Raw genomic sequence first — 17202 nt, forward strand, 5'->3', positions numbered from 1 at the left:
GTGGCGGGCGTGGCCTTCGAGGCGACGCTGATGCCGGTGAAGGTGCTCAACCATTTCGGCAGCGGCACCTCGGCGGACATCGCGGACGCCATCCGCTTCGCGGCGGACAAGGGCGCCAAGGTCATCAACATGTCGCTCGGCGGCGGCGGGTACTCGCAGGTCATGGCCTCCGCGGTGGACTACGCGCGCAAGAAGGGTGTGACGGTGGTGGCTGCGGCGGGCAACGGTGGCCGTGCGCGGGTGGAGTACCCCGCGGCCTACCCGGGCGCGGTGGCGGTGTCGGCCGTGGGCCCCGAGGGCACGCGCGCTCCGTACTCGTCCTACGGCAAGGAGCTGGACATCGCGGCGCCGGGCGGTGACAAGCGCAAGGGCGACCAGAACGGCATCATCCAGAACACGATCGATCCGCGGAACCCGGCGCGCTCCGTGTATGCCTCGTACCAGGGCACCAGCATGGCCACTCCGCACGTGGCGGCGGTGGCGGCGCTGCTGTACGCGGCGGGCGCCAGCAGCCCGGACGAGGTGGAGAAGGCGCTCTTCGCGGGTGCCAAGCGGGTGAACGGTCAGGCGTGGACGGACGAGTACGGCCACGGGCTGCTCAACGCACAGGCCTCTTTGCAGGCGATCGGCGGCGGTACGGGTGGGCAGTGGCCCTCGCTCTGGTGGGCGCTGGTGCTGCTGGCGGTGGTGCTGCTGACGCTTGGCCGCCGTGATCGCCCGGGCTACTTCAACCTCCTCTTCAAGCCGAGCTTCGTGGTGCCGCTGGTGCTCGCGACGGTGGGCGTGTTCTTCGCGCGCGCTCTCTTCGGCGGGGCCTCTGGCGCGGGTGGGGACGTGGTGAACGCGGTGTCGCTGCCCATCCCTGACTGGCAGCGCATCATCTTCGGCCGGGGCAAGCTGGCCAACCCGCTCTTCTACAGCGCGATCATCCCGGCGGTGCTGTCGTTCTTCGCCATCAAGTTCCGCGGGCTGCGGCCGGCCATTGGCGGCCTGGCGCTCGGCTTCGCGGGCTTCCTGGGTTACGCCCTCTGGTCCCAGGCGCCGGGGCTGGCGTGGATGCCCTTCACCTTCCTGGCCAAGCCGTGGCTGGTGGTGAACACGCTCCTCTGCGTCTTCATCGCCCGCGCGATGCTCAAGAAAGACTCCCCATGAAGTTGACGGGGCGAGTTGTCTACCGCGATCTCGAGGGGGGCGTTTGGGTCCTCGAGGGCGATGACGGCCGCACCTACCAGCTCGCTGGCGGGGATCGGAAGATCAAGAAGGACGGCCAGCGTGTCGAGGTCGAAGGGAAGGTGGATGACGACGCGATGACCATCCACATGGTGGGGCCTGTCTTCAACGTGGCCTCGTACCGGTTCGAGTAGCCCCGGGCTGGCAGCGCTCGGCGAGGGCCCTCCACGCGGATCACTCCGCTGGAGGGCTCACTGCTTTTCAGGAGGATGTGCCTGCGCCTGGCGGGCGCGCTCCTCCTCGTAGGCTTCCATCGGCATGCGGCCGCTCCGAGCCTCCTCGCGGAGTTGGAGCAGGCGCGTGCGCTCGGCCTGGAGGGCATCTGGTGCGTCCTGGGGCAGCTTGGGCAGCCGGTGCTCCATGTCGACCAGGCGCAAGCGGATGCCTCGAGCATCCACGAGCACCAGGAGCCCCAGGCAGAGCGTTGCGCCCACCACCCACGGCAGCAGCAGCCGAGGGAGGGAAGGGCTGGGTTGGGTGAGCGTGGGCGGCTCCTGTCGCGGCCCCCACAGCGCGGGGAACCTCTGTGCGAGCAGGAGCAGGCTCCCCATCGCGGCGATCCCCACCGTGGACAGCAGGAGGACTGCCTGGAGGGGAGGGCGCTCCTCCGTGTTCTCCGCCCCCATCTGTCTCATCGTGAGGAACAGGCCGGCGGACACCACGTTGTTGGCCGAGTGGGCGAGGATGCTCGGCCACAGCGAGCCCGTGTAGAGCCGCAGTGCGCCGAACAGCACTCCGAGCTCCCAGCGCGCGACGAAGCCCACCGGGTCCAGGTGGAACGCGCTGAACACCCCGGCAGTGAAGAGCACGGCGCTGGCCCGGGAGAGCGAGGTCCTCTGCAGGCCCTTCTGGAAGACGCCTCGGAAGAAGAACTCCTCGCAGACCGGCGCAGCGATGGAGACGCCGGCGAGCATGACCGCCAGCTCCAGCGCATTCTGTCCCTCGAAGATGCGGCTCCCGTCGAACATCTCCCTCAGCCACGGCGGTGCCACGAGCTGCGCGGCGTACTGGATGGGCACCACGAAGGCGAAGAAGTTGGTGACCCCCAGCCCGAAGCCAAGCGCCGCGGGCGCGAGCGCCGGAGCCTCCAGCCCCGTGTAGCCCAGGGGCTCGTACTGCGTGGCACGCAGCAGCACCCACGGCACGCCGACGAAGATGAAGATCTCCGTGAACCAGATGCCGAAGGCCGGGTTGAGCAGCTGGGTGGCGGCCCCGATCGTGAGGAAGAGCGCCAGTACGGTGACGGCACCGCACACCGCCAACCCCAGGGGGCTCATTGCGGGCACAGGCGGCTCTGGGGGGGGGCTGCTAGGGGTGGAATCTTCCACCGTGATCTCCTGACACACAAAAGAGGTGCGAAAACCGTGAAGTCTCCGAGGAGTGTCTCCTTATAATGCCGCCACTTTGATGTCCTTCCTGGATCGAGCGAAGGGGAAGATGAAGACAGTCGCGCATGCCACCGGGGCCATGGGCCTGGCGCTGGCGCTGTTGGCTGCGGGGCCTGCTTCGGCGGCTGCAGTCCAGATCGAGGCGCGGACCGAGGCGCAGGCGTACCAGATCCGCGCCTGGCGTGGCACCACGCCAGAGGACGTGGTGCTGCTGCCACGGCGGCGGATCGTCCAGTACCTGGGACTCAACGCCTTCGAGCTGGTCACCGGGCAGGATCTGGGCTTCGAGTCCAGCCTGCGCGTCTTCGCGGACTTCGGGCTACCCCGCGGCGAGGCCGCGAAGGTGGACGGCCTGCGAGCCGAGGACGCGGATCTGCAGTACGCCTATGCGCGCTACGCCGTGGGCGGCTTCGAGGGGAAGCTGGGGCGGCAGCTCTACATCGACTCGATGGACATCATGGCCTTCGACGGGCTGCGACTGCGGTACATGTCGCGGTTCGGCGTGGGCGTGGAGGCCTACGGCGGCCTGTGGCTGAAGGGCTCAGGCATCCTCTCCTCATCCGTGTACCAGCCGGAAGGGACCCGCGAGAGCGATTCGCGGCGCCTGGAGCAGGGCATCGTGGACGCCGACAGCAGCCTGGACGCTCTCGAGCCCGTCTATGGCGCGAAGCTGCTGGTCGGGGACTTGAAGGGCTTCAGCGGTTCGCTCGGCTATCGCAAGGCGCTGCTGGGCGGAAAGACGGACCTGGAGCGTGCGGGCCTGGAACTGCGCTACGGACGCGGGCTCGGGGTGAGTGCGCTGGCCGGCCTGGATCTCGATCTGCTGCAGCTGAAGCCGGCACAAGCGCGCCTGCAGGTGCGCCTGGACCGGGAGCTGTATGCCGTGAGCGCGGAGGCGCTGCGCTTCACCCCGGTCTTCTCCACGAACTCCATCTGGTACTACTTCGCCTTTGCTCCCCGAGACGAGGTGCGTGTCCGCGCGGACTTCTACCCGGTGGGCCCGCTGCGCTACTACGTGCAGGCGCTGGGCAGCCTGTACCACACCAACATCAACGACAGCCTCGCCCTCGCGAGCCATGTGGACGCGGAGGGCGCTCCTGCCTCGACGAACATGGGTGGAGCCGTGGGCGCCTCGCTGCGGCGGGGCAGTCTCCGCTCGGCGCTGGACGTCACGTACCGGACGGGCTTCGGCGGCAACCAGCTCTGGGTGGACCTGACGGGCGGCTACAGCTTTGACCAGGGCCTCTTCGATCTGGACGCCCGGCTCTCCGTGGCGCACGTCGACGATGAGTTCAACCCCCAGCTCAGGGGCAACTTCTTCGGGGCGCAGCTCTGGGCCAGCCGGGCCCTGAGCCATGCGACTCGCATCTCCCTGGTGCTCGAGCAGAACGTCAACCCGTTCACCCGCTCGGACACCAAGGCGTTCTTCCTCTTCGATCTGAAGGCGAACCTCTAGATGGACCGCCAGTTCCGGAACGTACTGGGCCTCTTCGCCCTCTCCCTCATCGCCGCAGGAGTGGCCTGGGCCGCCTCGGGCCGCGAGCGGAGCCTCGCGATCTACCCTGCGCAGAACATCCCGCTGCGCTTCGATCATGCGCAGCACCTGGAGGCCGGCGCGGACTGCGTCACCTGCCACGAGACTGTCACCAAGAGCGAGTCGCCCAAGGATCGCAACCTCCCGGCCCATCCCGAGTGCGAGACCTGCCACGACATCGAAGACGCCCAGAAGGGGAAGAAGACGGATCCTCCCGCCAGCTGCGGCACGTGCCACCCGGGCTTCGATCCCACGGTGCGCAAGGCGCCGGCGAAGCTGGATCTTCCATCCGGCAACCTCCACTTCACCCACAAGGTCCACCTGGCCAAGAAGGTGGAGTGCGTCACGTGCCATGGAGACATGACGAAGGTGACGCTGGCCACGCGGCAGCAGCTCCCCAAGATGGCCACCTGCTTCGAGTGCCATGACGGAAAGCAGGCCTCCAACGAGTGCAAGGCGTGCCACGTGACGCAGGCCTCGGGGCGGCTCCAGCTCACCTTCGCATCCGGGATCCTCCGGCCGATGCAAGGCAACCCGCTGGGCCTGGACCACGGCCCGCGCTTCGAGTTCAACCACGGCACGCGCGCCTCGGTGGCCCGGCAGACGTGCACCCAGTGCCACGCGGACTCCTACTGCCAGCAGTGCCACGATGCCCTGCAGAAGCCGCTGTCCGTGCACCCCAACGACTTCATCACCCTGCACCCGCTCCAGGCGCGCACGGATGCCGCGCGGTGCGAGAGCTGCCACCGCCTCCAGTCCTTCTGCGCGGCCTGCCACGAGCGGGTGGGCGTGGGCATGGACGCGGATCAGTCGCTGCGCCCACGCAACGTGAAGGTGCACCCGGACTACACCACCTGGGTGCAGACGCCCGGGCCCCAGCACCATGGGATCGTCGCCTCGCGGGACATCCGCCAGTGCGCGGCGTGTCACCGGGAGGAGACCTGCGTCAGCTGCCACTCGGAGCGCTCCCTGCGCCAGCAGGTCAATCCCCACCCGAACGGCTTCTCGAGCAGCTGCAAGAAGCTCGCGGCGGCCAATGATCGCGCGTGCCTCAAGTGCCACACGGAGACCAGCCTCGTCCAGAAGGGGTGCCGGTGATGCGCCGCCTCCTGACTGCCTGCGCTGTGTTGAGCCTTGCCGGCTGTCTGTCGCCGGAGGACTCCGTGCTTGACGTGCGCGACACCGATCCGCCTGAGGTTCAATCCACAGATCCCATCGCCAACGGGGAGATCGCCTCGGACGGGAGCCTGGAGGTCACCTTCTCGGAGTTCATGGATGTGCGCACGCTGCGCCCCGGGATCGCCGTGTTCTCCGCTGGCCGCGAGGAGCTGCCCCTGACGATTACGGTGCCCGCTCCCTTGGAAGGGGAGGAAGACTCCGAGCGCGGGGACGTCCCCTACGCCGTCACGGTGAATGCGGCCTCGGGGGCCTTCACCGCGAACTCCTCCTACACGCTGGTGCTGCGTACGATCCTCACCGACTACGAGGGCAACGCGCTCACCGAGGAAGTGCGCATCCCATTCCGCACCGGCCTGTAAGCCAGGGGCGGGGGCTCACACGCGCTGCAGGCAGAGGCGGATCTCGTTGGCGAGCTGATCGCGCGCAGTGGGATCGGAAGCGGCCGTGCCGAGCTTCAGCTTCTTGTCTTCCTCGACGAGGTACTTCTGGTCGAGCAGGTACGTGACGGCGTTCTCCAGCGTCGTCTTCGCCAGGGACTCGGCGGCGCCGATGCGGCCCGCGTGGAACTCGGCGCGGCCGGTCTCCATGGCGAACTTCACGAAGGTCTTTCGGTCCGTGGCCACGCCCTCGGCCACGTCCTTCAGCGTCATCGCGGCCAGCAGGTACGCCTCGAGATAGTCACGCAGCAGATCCGCCAGGAACTCCAGCTCCGGCCTCGCGTGCGCCTCGGGGGCGAGCTGGAGCGTGTCGCCCGAGCGTAGCACCAGGCCCAGGCGCACCACGGCCTCCACCGTCTCCGAGAAGATGGTGTCGAAGGTGGCACCCACCCGGTAGATGAACTCCACCTTGAAGAGGCGCGAGAGGAACAGCGCGCGGCCCTTCACGGCCTCGTAGGAGGCGGGGGCCCCGGCCAGCAGCGCGTTGGCCACCAGGCTGCGGGGCACCACCAGGTTCATCAAGGTGTTCTTGTAGAAGGAGAGCTCGGCGCGGCGCTCGTCCTCGGGCTGGTAGATGACCTCGCCGCGAGCCTGCTGGGTGCGGAGCATCCCATCCGCGCGGAACGTCTGGAGGGCGTCCCGGATGGCGCCCATCGTCTCGGGATCGCTCGGGGCGTTGGCCAGCGTCTTGGAGATCGGGGTGCGCTCCTCCTCGGCGATGCGGCGCAGCAGGGTGATGCGGTCGGTCAGCTCCCGCTGGGTGACACCGCGCCGGCGGTGGGCCAGCAGGGCCGCGCTCACCAGGGCGTGCGGCGTCACAGTGGACACCTTGCTGATCCCGTACATCACCCGGTTGCCGAGCGCGCGCACCAGGCCCTTCCGCTGGTCGTCCGTCACTGGCTCGCCTGGGGTGAGCCCGCGGCTCTTCATGAGCTCTGCCAGCGAGAGCGGCTCGTCGAAGGTGAGGTGGATGCGGCCGTAGCGGGCCGCGAGCACCTTGGGGGTGCTGAGCAGGGCCTTGATGTCCTCGGGCTTCTTCTCCCCGCCGGCCAGCTCCTTCGAGTAGCTGCTGGACTCGACCACCTTCTCGTAGTCGATGGAGACGGGGACGAAGATCAGATCATTGCGCGCGCCTCCAAACACAGCCTCCACCTGCCAGGTGAACATGCCCAGCTTGGGAGGTAGCAGCTTGCCGGTGCGGGAGCGGCCTCCCTCGGGGAAGAACTCCTGGTGCACGCCGTCGAGGACCAGCTTGCGTACGTAGGCCTGGAAGGCCTCGGAGTAGATCGGATCGCCCTTGAAGGAGCGCCGCAGGAAGAACGCGCCGCAGCGCCGCAGGAAGGGCCCGAGCGGCCAGAACGAGAGGTTGGCGCCGGCGGCCACCAGCGGCACCGCGTAGCCCCGGTTCCAGAGCACCCAGCTCAGCACCAGGTAGTCCACGTGGCTCTTGTGGGAAGGGCACAGGACGATGGGGGCGTGGCCGGCGAGCTTGAGCGCGCGGTGGAGCCCGGCCTCATCCACCTCGATGCCGTCGTAGATGCGCTGGAGCACCCAGTCCAGCACGGGCGAGGCGAAGGCGAGTGCCGTGGGGTTGGGTCGCGCCGCGATGGCCTTCAGGTTGCGCCGGGCCTCGCGGTACACGCTCTCCGGGCGGCGGCTCACGGAGGCGGCGTGCGCGTCCAGGGCCTTGCGCAGCTGGCGATCCCGCATCGTCTCGTCGATGAGCCGCTCGGTCGGCTTGAGCGGTGGGCCGAACACGGCGCGCGTCTCTCGGGCGAGGTGGTGGTGCAGGGCGCTGCGCACCTTGCGGGCGATCACCTCGTCCGAGTCCTGAGGGTTCTCCTGGATGAAGCGCTGCAGATCGATGGGCTCGCCCATGCGGAACTGGGCGCGGCGGTAGTTGCGGAAGAAGGCCACCATCGAGTGCAGGAAGCCCGGGGCCTCGGGGCTGCCGAACACGATGTCCATGATGCCGGGCTTGATGCGCGAGGTGCGCTTCTCCCAGACGAACAGCTCCGGCACCAGGAAGACGGTGCGATCCCCCTTGCGCGCCATGGCGACCAGGGCGGGGAAGGGGTTCTCCTCGATGTCCTTGCCCGAGGCGCTCATCAGCGCCGTCTTCTTCAAGAAGATGAGGCCACTGCCACCGTGGCGCCGGGCGTAGGTGAAGCGCACGTCGAAGTCGCCGCGCTGGGCCGTGTTGCGGAAGGGGCGGGTGAACCAGGGCCGCAGGTTCACCACCGCGCGGACTGGAGGTAGGAGGCGGCGCACCATGGCCCAGGCCAGGTAGAGGAAGTTGATCCACGCCGTGGAGCGCATGACGTGGACCACGAACCCCTTGTCGTGCAGGGTGCGCAGCTCATCCTCGGACTCTGGCGGGAAGTGCACCCCGTCGAAGTAGCGAGCTCCCAGCCAGCGGGAGATCGGTCCGAACTCTTCCTTCAGCAAGGCTGTTGCCTGGTTCCCAGTCTGAGCCACCGCAGTCTCCACGTTGGCTTCCTCCGGCGGAAGTGCTCCCGAGCCGGGTGGATACTAGCGAAGGAAGGTGTCATTCAGGCCTCTTTCGTACGAGGCCTTCCTAGTGCGCGATCGGATTGCGGCGGCTGGGCCGGACCACGGCCGCCACGGTATCCAGCACCCGGGGGAGCTGGAGTGGCTTCTCGAAGAACCCATCGATCCGGTCCATGCCCTGGCCCGAGCTGAGCGAGGCCACCTCGCTGGCCCCGGAGATGATGTAGACGACCACATCCGCCAGGGACTCGGTGGCGCGGATGTAGTGCAGCACCGAGCGCCCATCCTCCTGGCTCAGCCTCAGGTCCAGCAGCACCATGGCCGGGCGGATATGCGAGAGCACGGAGCGGGCCTCCGCGGCCCCAGCGGTGGCCATCACCCGGTAGCCCTCCTGCTCCAGCACCTGCTGGAGCACCTCGCGACAGTCCGCGTCATCCTCCACCAAGAGGATGCCGCCGGCACGGGGAGCCGCCTGGTTGAGATCGGGCGCGCTGACCGCGCCGGCGAACATGGGGAGCACGATCTGGAAGGTGGAGCCTTCACCCAGCGTGGTGGTGCCGTCCACGCGACCGCCGTGGAGCGAGAGGATCTTGGCCACCAGCGGCAGCCCCAGCCGGCCGCCCATGGGGCGGGGCGGGCCCGAGCGGGCGCGGTAGAACGGATCGAAGATGTTCTCCAGATCCTCCTGGGAGAGCCCTGGGCCGCTGTCCTTCACGGACAGGGCGGCGAGCCCCTCCTCGGTGGAGACGCGGATCTCCACCGTGCCGCCCTCCTCGCTCTGGTGGATGCCGTTCTCCACGAGGTTGTGGATGGCCTCCGCGATGCGCTCGCGGTCGCCGCGGACGAAGACCTCTGGGCACGGCGGGAGGTGGAGGCGGACCTTGCTGTGCTCGGAGAGGGCGGCCAGGCCGCGCAGCACCTCCTCGGCCACGGACTTGATGCCGAAGGGGCGCTGGTTGAGCTGCATCTTCCCGGACTGGAGGCGGGACATGAGCAGCAGATCGTTCACCATGCGCAGCATGCGGTCCGCGTTCCGGTCGCACGTCTGCAAGGCACGGCGCTGGGTATCCGTGAGAGGACCCAGCTTCTCGCGTCCCACCATGGCCATGTACGCCTTGATGGTGGTGAGGGGGTTCTTCAGGTCATGCGAGACGTTGCCGAGCAGCTCCTCGCGGTGCTGCTCCAGGCTCTTGAGGCCAGCGATGGCCGTCTGCAGATCCTTGTTGCGCCGGGCGGCATCGTCGCGCAGGCGCGCCACCTCGTAGGCGGCGGAGAGCTGGCCCGCCAGCGATCGCAGCAGCGTCTCCGAGGCCTCCCGGCGTGGCGCGATGATGGCCAGGCAGCCGGTGACACCCTGCGGGCTCTCGAGCGGGACGACGACGGTGTCGTCCTCGCGCAGCACGGCGTTCTGCGAGAAGGCGCGGCCGACCACACCCTCGTTGGGGATGGCGGCGGTGACGCGCTCGTCGTAGCGGCCTCGGACGTGCTCGACGTGGAGGTGCTCGCGCTCGGGGAAGAAGCGGGCGACGTAGCAGACCTTCGGCTTGAGCAGGTTGAAGATGGACTGCAGGTAGGTCCGCAGCACATCCGTGGTCCCGGCGCTCGTCGTCAGCTGGCGCACCATCTCCAGCAGGGCGCGCTCGGCAGCCTCGGGCTCGACAGGGGGGAGGGGGCGTGCTGGCTTCTTCGGCTCCTTCTTCTTCAGATGGGGCCTGAGCGCCACGACCTCGGCGAGCCTGAGACCTTTTTTCTTGTTGTTGGAGGTAGACACGAGGTCATCCTCTCCCAACGATCCCACCAGGGGAACGACCCGATCGGGCAGATGCGCCTGAAAGGACAGAGGCGGTGTCGGGTGCCGGACACCCGGCGCCGGGGGGTGTCACGCCTGACGCCGGATGACACCCGTCCTGTCGAGCACATAGGGCTCGACGAGGAGTGCCTCCACCTTCTCGCGGAAGCCCTGGACGCCGAAGCCGCTGTCGTGGAGCGCGGCAAGGGCGGCTGTCTGCACGCGGCGCGCGGTCTCCTCCGCGGTGAGGAGCTTGAGCATGGGCTCACGGGCCGGCTCATGCTTGAAGGGCCCGAGCGCCTTGAGCGCCGCGATCTTCACGTCGTCGGACATGTCCTCCAGGAAGGGGAGGACCGCGGGGGCGATGCGGGGATCCTCACGGCCCGTGACGTGGTGCAGCAGGACGACCTTCTTCTCCGGATCACGCGTGTAGTGGGTGCTCAGGTGGGTGAGCGTGTCCACGCAGGTGCCGATGATCTCGGGCTCAGGCAGCAGCTCGCCCAGCAGCCGCAGCGCCCACGAGGCGGCCTGGTCGCTCTTGCGCAGGAAGTCCTGGATGGGAGGGATCGCGTCCTTGCCGAAGCCCTTGATGAGCTCGAAGACGTGCTCCTTCTCGTCCGCGTCCGTGGTCAGCGGCTCCACGGTGATGGTGAAGCGTGCCATCAGCACACCGACGGCCTCGGGATACTTCATCTCCCCGAGCTGCTGGATGGCCTTCTGGCGCGAGGCGGGATCCCCATACTTCTGGGTCACCTTGGGTTTGAGCTTGAGGGCTTTCTCGGGGCCGGAGCCACCGAAGAAGTCGAAGAGGCCCATGTGTGTGCTCCGAAAGAAGGGGCGAGATGTGGAGGCGCCGTGTAGGACGAGGCGCCCGTCAAGGCAATAGGCAAGAAGGCGGGGCTATTTCCATCGTTCGGTGGGAGCCTAGAGCTTCAGCTCCTCCCGGACGTCTCCAGGATAGGCGCGGGAGAGTGTCTCGGCGGCGGCCTTCACCTCGTCGCTGGCCGCCTCGGGCACCTTCACCTGGAGGACAAGGTACATGTCGCCAGGGGTGCCGCCCTTGAGCGAGGGGGCGCCGCGCCCTTTGAGGCGCATCTTCCTGCCGGACTGCGAGCCGGGAGGAACCTTGGCGGTCAGCTCGCCCTGGAATGTGGGCACCTTCACCTCGGCGCCGAGCATGGCCTCGCTGATGGTGACGGGGAAGTCCAGGTAGAGGTCATCTCCTTCACGGCGCACCAGCGGGTGCTCGGCGACCTCGGTCTCGATGTAGAGGTCGCCTGGGGGGCCTCCGCGGGGACCCGCCGCCCCCTGGCCGGCGAGCCGGATCTTGGAACCTGTCTGCACTCCGGGCGGGATCTTCACCGTGAGGCGGGTCGCCTCATCCGTGACGCCCGTACCGCCGCACTGCGGACATGGTTCCGAGGCTCGCCCCGTGCCATTGCATGTGGGGCAGGCTCCCGCGAAGGACGTCCCAGCGCTGCGGCGCGCTCGGCCCGTTCCTTTGCAGGTGGGGCAGGGACCCGAGGCGCCGCCCTCTCCACGGCCATTGCAGCGCTGGCACCGCCCCGGGCGCTGGAAGGAGAGGGGGCGCTCGGTGCCCTTGATGGCCTCGGCCAGGGACAGCGCCACCTTCGCGGTGAGGTCTTCCCCGCGCTCGGGACCTCGGGCACTCGCCCGCCGCCCCAGGATCTCTCCGACATCGAAGCCGGCTCCCCCGGCACCCGCCCGGCTGAAGAGGTCCCCGAAGAGATCTCCCAGGTCAAAGTCCACGCCGCCCCCGGAGAAGGGGATGCCGCCCGGGCCACCGCCGCTGGCACGCGCCGAGCGATAGGCCCGGTACGCCTCGGCCTTCTTGTCGTCGAAGCCCATCTTGGCGGCGTCCTCGCCGAACTCGTCGTAGAGCTTGCGCTTCTTGGGATCCCCCAGCACCTCGAACGCGGTGTTGAGCCGCTTGAATCGCTCCTCGGCGGCCTTGTTGCCGGGGTTGACGTCCGGGTGGTGTTTGCGGGCCAGCTTCCGGAAGGACTTCTTGATGTCCTCTGCGGACGCTGTCCGGGGAACCTCGAGGATCTGGTAGTAGTCGTCCGCCATTGCCGATCCGTCCTGAAAAATTCCTTCCGGGAGAACGTAACCAGTCGAACGGACTGCGCCAGCGCGATGCATCCCGCCGGGACCGATGTATAAAGTGGCCGATGATGAAGGCGGTCCAGGCATCGCCGCGCCCACGGCGAGCGGTCATTCTGGGGCTGGCAGGGTGGCTCATGGTGGCTCCTGCCGCTTCGCTGGCCCAGGGCAGTGGTGTGCCCGCAGAGGCCTCGAGAGAGCCCACGGGGCGCGTCATCGACCAGGTGGTGGCCGTCATCGAGGGCCAGGTCCTGACCCGGAGCGAGCTGGAGTTCGAGACGCGGGTGGCACTCGTTCAGCAGGGGGCCTTGCAAGCGTCCTTCGCTCCGCTCGATGACGAGGCGCTGAAGGATGGGCTCGAGATGGCCATCAACCTGCGGCTTCAAGTCTTGAGCGCGGATCGGCTGGAGGCGTTCCCGACGGAGCAGGCAGAGGTGGAGGCTCGGCTGGGCAGGTTCCGGGCGTCCTTCGAGGGCGAGGAGGCCTTCCAGCGCTTCCTGGTGCGCTCGGGGGCAGACCTGAAGCTGCTGGCCGAGGTGCTGGAGCGGCGCGTGCGTGCCGAGCGCATCCTCGACAGCCGCGTTCAGCCGCGAGCGCAGGTGAGCGAGGCGGAGGTGCTCCGCTACTACCAGCAGCATGCCAGCGAGTACCCGGAGGGCTATGCCGCAGTGAAGATCCGGCTCCAGAACCAGCTGAAGAAGGAGCGCTACGATCAGTTCGCCGCGAAGGACCTGGCGGAGCTGCGAGACGCTGCCCAGGTTCGGCGGGTGGCGTCCTTCGCCAGGGAGGCGTGGCGATGAGGCAGTTTCGCGATGCCCCCCAGCAGGCGAGCCAGCACCCCTTCGTGATCCGGCAGATGACCTTCGAGGACATGCCGGCGGTGATCGCGCTGGAGCAGGCGTCCTTCCGCAACCCCTGGTCGCCCGAGTTGCTGCGGCGCGAGCTGGAGCACGACTGGTCCACGATCCTGCTCGTGGAGGAGCCGCTGCCCGGCGGGCAGAAGCGCTTGCTGGGCCTGGCCATCTTCTGGATCGTCCAGGACGAGGTGCACATCCTCAACGTCGCGACAGCGCCCGAGCACCGGCGCCGCGGGGTGGGGCGCGCGGTGATGGACGAACTGCTCGCCCGAGGGCGGAGCCGCTGCTGCATCCTGGCCACGCTGGAGGTGCGCCGCAGCAACGAAGCGGCCATCGGCCTCTACCGCTCCCTGGGGTTCCGCTCGGTGGGCGTCCGGCCGAACTACTACGTCGACGAGAAGGAGGACGCGCTCGTCATGGTGCTCGACTTCTAGCCGCACGAGGGGTAGAGGAGCGCTCCGACCGCGCGTTCCTGGAATGGACCCCCTCCCACTCGACGGTTCCTATCGTCCAAGGGTCAGGCGGTGCTTGACACGGGAAGGGTCCACCCTATACTCGCGGCCCTTTTTTAGCGTAGTTGTAGGTCTGTATGAGCCGCCCCGCTCCGGGTTGGCGGCCATGAGAGAAGGAAGCGTCAGTGCCGACGATCAGCCAGCTGGTCCGCAAGGGCCGCGAGAAGTTGAACATCAAGGGGAAGAGCCCCGCCCTGAAGGAGTCCCCTCAGAAGCGTGGCGTCTGCACCCGCGTGTACACCACCACACCGAAGAAGCCGAACTCGGCACTTCGCAAGGTGGCGCGCGTGCGTCTCACCAACGGGATCGAAGTCACTTCGTACATCCCCGGCGTGGGTCACAACCTCCAGGAGCACTCGGTGGTGATGATCCGCGGGGGCCGTGTGAAGGATCTCCCGGGCGTCCGTTACCACATCATCCGTGGCACCCTGGACTCCGTCGGTGTGACGGGCCGCAAGCAGAGCCGCTCCAAGTACGGCGCCAAGCGCCCGAGCTGAGGCGGTTCGATCACCTCCAGAAGTTGAGTCAGGACGCTCGCCCCACACCCTGGGGAGCGCGCCTTGTTTTGTTGTTCCGTGCAGCACATGAAGCCCTGTTGGCTCCCGCGTGCGGGGGTAGGGCGTAAGGGAAGAAGAGATGCCTCGTCGTCGAGTAGTCGCCAAGCGCAAGATCCTGCCTGATCCGAAGTATCAAGATCGGCTCGTCACCAAGTTCGTCAACGACCTGATGCGCAAGGGGAAGAAGTCCATCGCGGAGGGCGTGTGCTACGGCGCCTTTGCCCTCATCGAGGAGCGCGCGAAGGAAGACCCCTTGAAGACCTTCAAGAAGGCGCTGGACAACGTCAAGCCGGTGCTCGAGGTGAAGAGCCGCCGCGTCGGTGGCGCCACCTACCAGGTCCCCGTCGAGGTCCGTCAGGATCGCCGCGTGGCGCTCGGCATGCGCTGGATCATCACCTACTCCAAGGCGCGTGGTGAGAAGACCATGCAGGAGAAGCTCGCGGGTGAGATCATGGATGCCGCCAACAACCGTGGCAACGCCGTGAAGAAGCGCGAGGACACGCACAAGATGGCGGAGGCGAACAAGGCCTTCGCGCACTACCGCTGGTAGGCCAGGCAGGCCTCGCGGTCTGACACCCGGATGCGCCTTGGCGTATCCGGGTGTTGCAGTTCTCTGACATCCGTTTCGAAGAGGGTTTTGGCAATGCCTCGCGAGTATCCGCTCAAGCGCTATCGCAACATCGGCATCATGGCGCACATTGACGCCGGCAAGACCACGACCACCGAGCGGATCCTGTTCTACACGGGCGCCATCCACAAGATGGGCGACGTGGATGATGGCAACACCACCACGGACTGGATGGTGCAGGAGCGCGAGCGCGGCATCACCATCACCTCTGCCGCCATCACCGCATTCTGGAGCCGCCGGGATCAGAAGTACCGGGTCAACATCATCGACACGCCGGGCCACGTGGACTTCACCATCGAGGTGGAGCGCAGCCTGCGGGTGCTGGACGGTGCCATCGCCGTGTTCGACGCGGTGAACGGCGTGGAGCCCCAGTCCGAGACGGTCTGGCGGCAGGCGGACAAGTACAAGGTTCCTCGCATCTGCTTCATCAACAAGATGGACCGGGTGGGCGCGGACTTCGAGATGTCCGTGGGCACCCTCCGCGAGAAGCTGGGCGCGCGGCCCGTGAGGATGCAGCTCCCGCTGGGCGCCGAGGACACCCACCGTGGCGTGATCGACCTGGTGCGGATGAAGGCGCTGGTGTTCCAGGATCAGGAGCAGGGCAGCCGGTACGACGTCGTGGACATCCCCGAGGAGCTCCGCGCTAAGGCAGAGGAGGCCCGCGCGCAGCTGCTGGAGGCCGCCGCCGAGCAGGACGACGCGCTCACCGAGAAGTTCCTCGAGGGCCATGAGCTCACTGAGGAGGAGATCCGGGGCGCCATCCGCAAGGGCTGCATCGGGCTGAGCCTCTTCCCGGTGTTCTGTGGCTCGGCCTTCAAGCACAAGGGTGTGCAGCCGCTGCTGGACGCAGTGGTGGACTACCTGCCCAGCCCGCTGGACATCCCCCCGGTGCACGGTAAAAACCCCAAGGGGGAGGATGAGGTCCGCCCCACGGACGACAAGGCGCCGTTCAGCGCCCTGGCGTTCAAGATCATGAACGATCCCACCTTCAGCTCCCAGACGCTCACGTTCCTGCGCGTCTACTCGGGGCGCCTGGAGGCGGGCACGGCGGTGTGGAACTCGGTGAAGGGCAAGCGCGAGCGCGTCAGCCGCCTGGTGCAGATGCGCGCGGACAAGAAGGACGAGCTCACCGAGTGCTTCGCCGGTGACATCTGCGCCGTGGTGGGCCTGAAGCTGGCGGCCACCGGGGACACGCTCTGCGACGACAAGCAGCCGATCATCCTGGAGCGAATGGAGTTCCCCGAGCCGGTGATCGACATCGCCATCGAGCCGAAGTCCACGGTGGACCAGGACAAGATCATCCAGTCGCTGCAGAAGCTGGCCATGGAGGATCCCTCGTTCCGGGTGAAGACGAACGAGGAGACGGGGCAGACGATCATCGCCGGCATGGGCGAGCTGCACCTGGAGATCATCGTCGACCGGCTCCTGCGTGAGTTCAAGGTCGACGCCAACGTGGGCAAGCCCCAGGTGGCCTACCGGGAGACGGTGACCATCCCCGCGGAGGCCGAGGGCAAGTACATCCGCCAGTCGGGCGGCAAGGGCCAGTACGGCCACATCTGGCTGCGGGTGATGCCCAACGAGCCCGGCAAGGGCTTCGCCTTCGAGAACAAGATCACCGGCGGGCTGGTGCCCAAGGAGTTCGTGCAGGCGGTGAAGGAGGGCGTCTCCGAGTCCATGCAGAACGGGCCGGTGGCCGGCTACCCCATGGTGGACGTGAAGGTGGAGGCCTTCAGTGGCTCCACGCACGATGTGGACTCGAGCGAGATCGCCTTCAAGATCGCCGGCTCCATGGCCTTCCGCGAGGCGGTGAACAAGGCCCAGGCCGTGCTGCTGGAGCCCATCATGAACTGCGAGATCGTCACCCCCGAGGATTTCATGGGAGACGTCATCGGTGACCTGAACGCCCGCAAGGGGAAGATCCAAGGCATGACGCCCCGGCCCGGCGGAGTGCAGGCCATCCAGGCGCAGGTGCCGCTCGCCGCCATGTTCGGTTACTCGACGGACCTGCGCAGCAAGAGCCAGGGAAGAGCCACCTACACCATGCAGTTCAGCCACTACGCGCCCGCTCAGAAGGGGGCACTGAATCGTTGACGGAGCCCCTCTGGGGCCCTTCCTGCCGATTTCAGTTGATCTTTCAGTCGCTTTGAAGCACGACGCACCACCTTCACACCCCGGAATGAATTGCCGGCCACCGGCCCGGCCCACCAGGAGAAGTCATGGCCAAGGAGAAGTTCGACAGATCCAAACCCCACGTGAACATCGGGACCATCGGTCACGTGGACCACGGCAAGACGTCGCTGACGGCCGCCATCACCAAGGTGCTGGCCAAGACGGGAGGCGCGACCTACCTGGCCTATGATCAGATCGACAAGGCCCCCGAGGAGCGTGAGCGCGGCATCACCATCTCCACGGCACACGTGGAGTACCAGACGAAGGCTCGCCACTACGCGCACGTG

General features: G+C 67.6%; 16 protein-coding genes. 11 read left to right on the top strand and 5 right to left on the bottom strand.

The annotated features are described in order from the left end of the window. Both VD972_RS08450 and VD972_RS08455 read left to right on the top strand, forming a co-directional pair. Window positions 1–1152 (top strand): S8 family serine peptidase (locus VD972_RS08450; RefSeq protein WP_324983519.1); only part of this gene is annotated, 1152 nt, incomplete at its 5' end. Continuing rightward, entirely contained in the window at window positions 1149–1364 is a 216-nt protein-coding gene (locus VD972_RS08455) for a DUF5818 domain-containing protein (RefSeq protein WP_324983522.1), read from the top strand. The genes VD972_RS08450 and VD972_RS08455, both read left to right, overlap by 4 nt. Before the next feature lie 57 nt (window positions 1365–1421). Here VD972_RS08455 and VD972_RS08460 read toward each other — a convergent pair whose 3' ends face one another. Beyond that, window positions 1422–2558, bottom strand: a complete 1137-nt coding sequence (locus VD972_RS08460) for a type II CAAX endopeptidase family protein (protein ID WP_324983525.1) — start codon at window positions 2556–2558, stop codon at window positions 1422–1424. A gap of 196 nt (window positions 2559–2754) precedes the next feature. Between VD972_RS08460 and VD972_RS08465 the strand changes: the two genes are divergently transcribed. From VD972_RS08465 to VD972_RS08475, 3 genes are all read left to right on the top strand, one after another. Then, window positions 2755–4074, top strand: coding sequence for a hypothetical protein (locus VD972_RS08465; protein WP_414654013.1), 1320 nt, complete (start codon window positions 2755–2757; stop codon window positions 4072–4074). Further along, complete coding sequence (locus tag VD972_RS08470) at window positions 4075–5250, top strand: cytochrome c3 family protein (RefSeq protein WP_324983531.1); 1176 nt, start codon at window positions 4075–4077, stop codon at window positions 5248–5250. 65 nt (window positions 5251–5315) lie between these two features. Further along, window positions 5316–5690, top strand: a complete 375-nt coding sequence (locus VD972_RS08475) for an Ig-like domain-containing protein (protein ID WP_324983533.1) — start codon at window positions 5316–5318, stop codon at window positions 5688–5690. A gap of 15 nt (window positions 5691–5705) precedes the next feature. On the opposite strand, the gene VD972_RS08480 is transcribed toward VD972_RS08475, so the two are convergent. From VD972_RS08480 to VD972_RS08495, 4 genes are all read right to left on the bottom strand, one after another. Then, window positions 5706–8258, bottom strand: coding sequence for a 1-acyl-sn-glycerol-3-phosphate acyltransferase (locus VD972_RS08480; protein WP_324983534.1), 2553 nt, complete (start codon window positions 8256–8258; stop codon window positions 5706–5708). A gap of 88 nt (window positions 8259–8346) precedes the next feature. Continuing rightward, entirely contained in the window at window positions 8347–9903 is a 1557-nt protein-coding gene (locus tag VD972_RS08485; RefSeq protein ID WP_324983567.1) for a hybrid sensor histidine kinase/response regulator, read from the bottom strand. Between the two features lie 255 nt (window positions 9904–10158). Beyond that, window positions 10159–10884 (bottom strand): HEAT repeat domain-containing protein, encoded by a 726-nt coding sequence (locus VD972_RS08490; protein ID WP_324983539.1) that lies wholly within the window; start codon window positions 10882–10884, stop codon window positions 10159–10161. A 108-nt stretch (window positions 10885–10992) separates the two neighbouring features. Continuing rightward, complete coding sequence (locus VD972_RS08495; protein ID WP_324983543.1) at window positions 10993–12159, bottom strand: DnaJ C-terminal domain-containing protein; 1167 nt, start codon at window positions 12157–12159, stop codon at window positions 10993–10995. Between the two features lie 170 nt (window positions 12160–12329). On the opposite strand from VD972_RS08495, the gene VD972_RS08500 reads away from it, so the two are divergent. The 6 genes from VD972_RS08500 to VD972_RS08525 form a co-directional block, all read left to right on the top strand. Next, window positions 12330–12992, top strand: coding sequence for a hypothetical protein (locus VD972_RS08500; RefSeq protein ID WP_324983546.1), 663 nt, complete (start codon window positions 12330–12332; stop codon window positions 12990–12992). Next, window positions 12989–13483, top strand: a complete 495-nt coding sequence (gene rimI, locus VD972_RS08505; RefSeq protein ID WP_324983549.1) for a ribosomal protein S18-alanine N-acetyltransferase — start codon at window positions 12989–12991, stop codon at window positions 13481–13483. Before VD972_RS08500 ends, rimI begins: the two co-directional genes overlap by 4 nt. A gap of 203 nt (window positions 13484–13686) precedes the next feature. After that, window positions 13687–14058, top strand: a complete 372-nt coding sequence (rpsL, locus tag VD972_RS08510; RefSeq protein ID WP_324983552.1) for a 30S ribosomal protein S12 — start codon at window positions 13687–13689, stop codon at window positions 14056–14058. 139 nt (window positions 14059–14197) lie between these two features. Further along, entirely contained in the window at window positions 14198–14668 is a 471-nt protein-coding gene (rpsG, locus tag VD972_RS08515; protein WP_324983555.1) for a 30S ribosomal protein S7, read from the top strand. Between the two features lie 93 nt (window positions 14669–14761). After that, on the top strand, window positions 14762–16837 hold the full coding sequence (gene fusA, locus VD972_RS08520) for an elongation factor G (protein WP_324983560.1): 2076 nt from the start codon (window positions 14762–14764) through the stop codon (window positions 16835–16837). Between the two features lie 125 nt (window positions 16838–16962). Continuing rightward, window positions 16963–17202 (top strand): GTP-binding protein (locus VD972_RS08525; protein ID WP_324983564.1); only part of this gene is annotated, 240 nt, incomplete at its 3' end.

It is taken from the genome of Hyalangium sp., assembly GCF_035629615.1.
Taxonomy (GTDB): domain Bacteria; phylum Myxococcota; class Myxococcia; order Myxococcales; family Myxococcaceae; genus Hyalangium.

What these genes read in the sequence shown, in the direction of transcription:
- VD972_RS08455 (WP_324983522.1), top strand. Translation starts at nt 1,149, where the DNA reads ATGAAGTTGACGGGGCGAGTTGTCTACCGCGATCTCGAGGGGGGCGTT.
- VD972_RS08470 (WP_324983531.1), top strand. Translation starts at nt 4,075, where the DNA reads ATGGACCGCCAGTTCCGGAACGTACTGGGCCTCTTCGCCCTCTCCCTC.
- VD972_RS08485 (WP_324983567.1), bottom strand. Translation starts at nt 9,903, where the DNA reads ATGGTGCGCCAGCTGACGACGAGCGCCGGGACCACGGATGTGCTGCGG.
- VD972_RS08490 (WP_324983539.1), bottom strand. Translation starts at nt 10,884, where the DNA reads ATGGGCCTCTTCGACTTCTTCGGTGGCTCCGGCCCCGAGAAAGCCCTC.
- VD972_RS08495 (WP_324983543.1), bottom strand. Translation starts at nt 12,159, where the DNA reads ATGGCGGACGACTACTACCAGATCCTCGAGGTTCCCCGGACAGCGTCC.
- VD972_RS08500 (WP_324983546.1), top strand. Translation starts at nt 12,330, where the DNA reads ATGGTGGCTCCTGCCGCTTCGCTGGCCCAGGGCAGTGGTGTGCCCGCA.
- rimI (WP_324983549.1), top strand. Translation starts at nt 12,989, where the DNA reads ATGAGGCAGTTTCGCGATGCCCCCCAGCAGGCGAGCCAGCACCCCTTC.
- rpsG (WP_324983555.1), top strand. Translation starts at nt 14,198, where the DNA reads ATGCCTCGTCGTCGAGTAGTCGCCAAGCGCAAGATCCTGCCTGATCCG.
- fusA (WP_324983560.1), top strand. Translation starts at nt 14,762, where the DNA reads ATGCCTCGCGAGTATCCGCTCAAGCGCTATCGCAACATCGGCATCATG.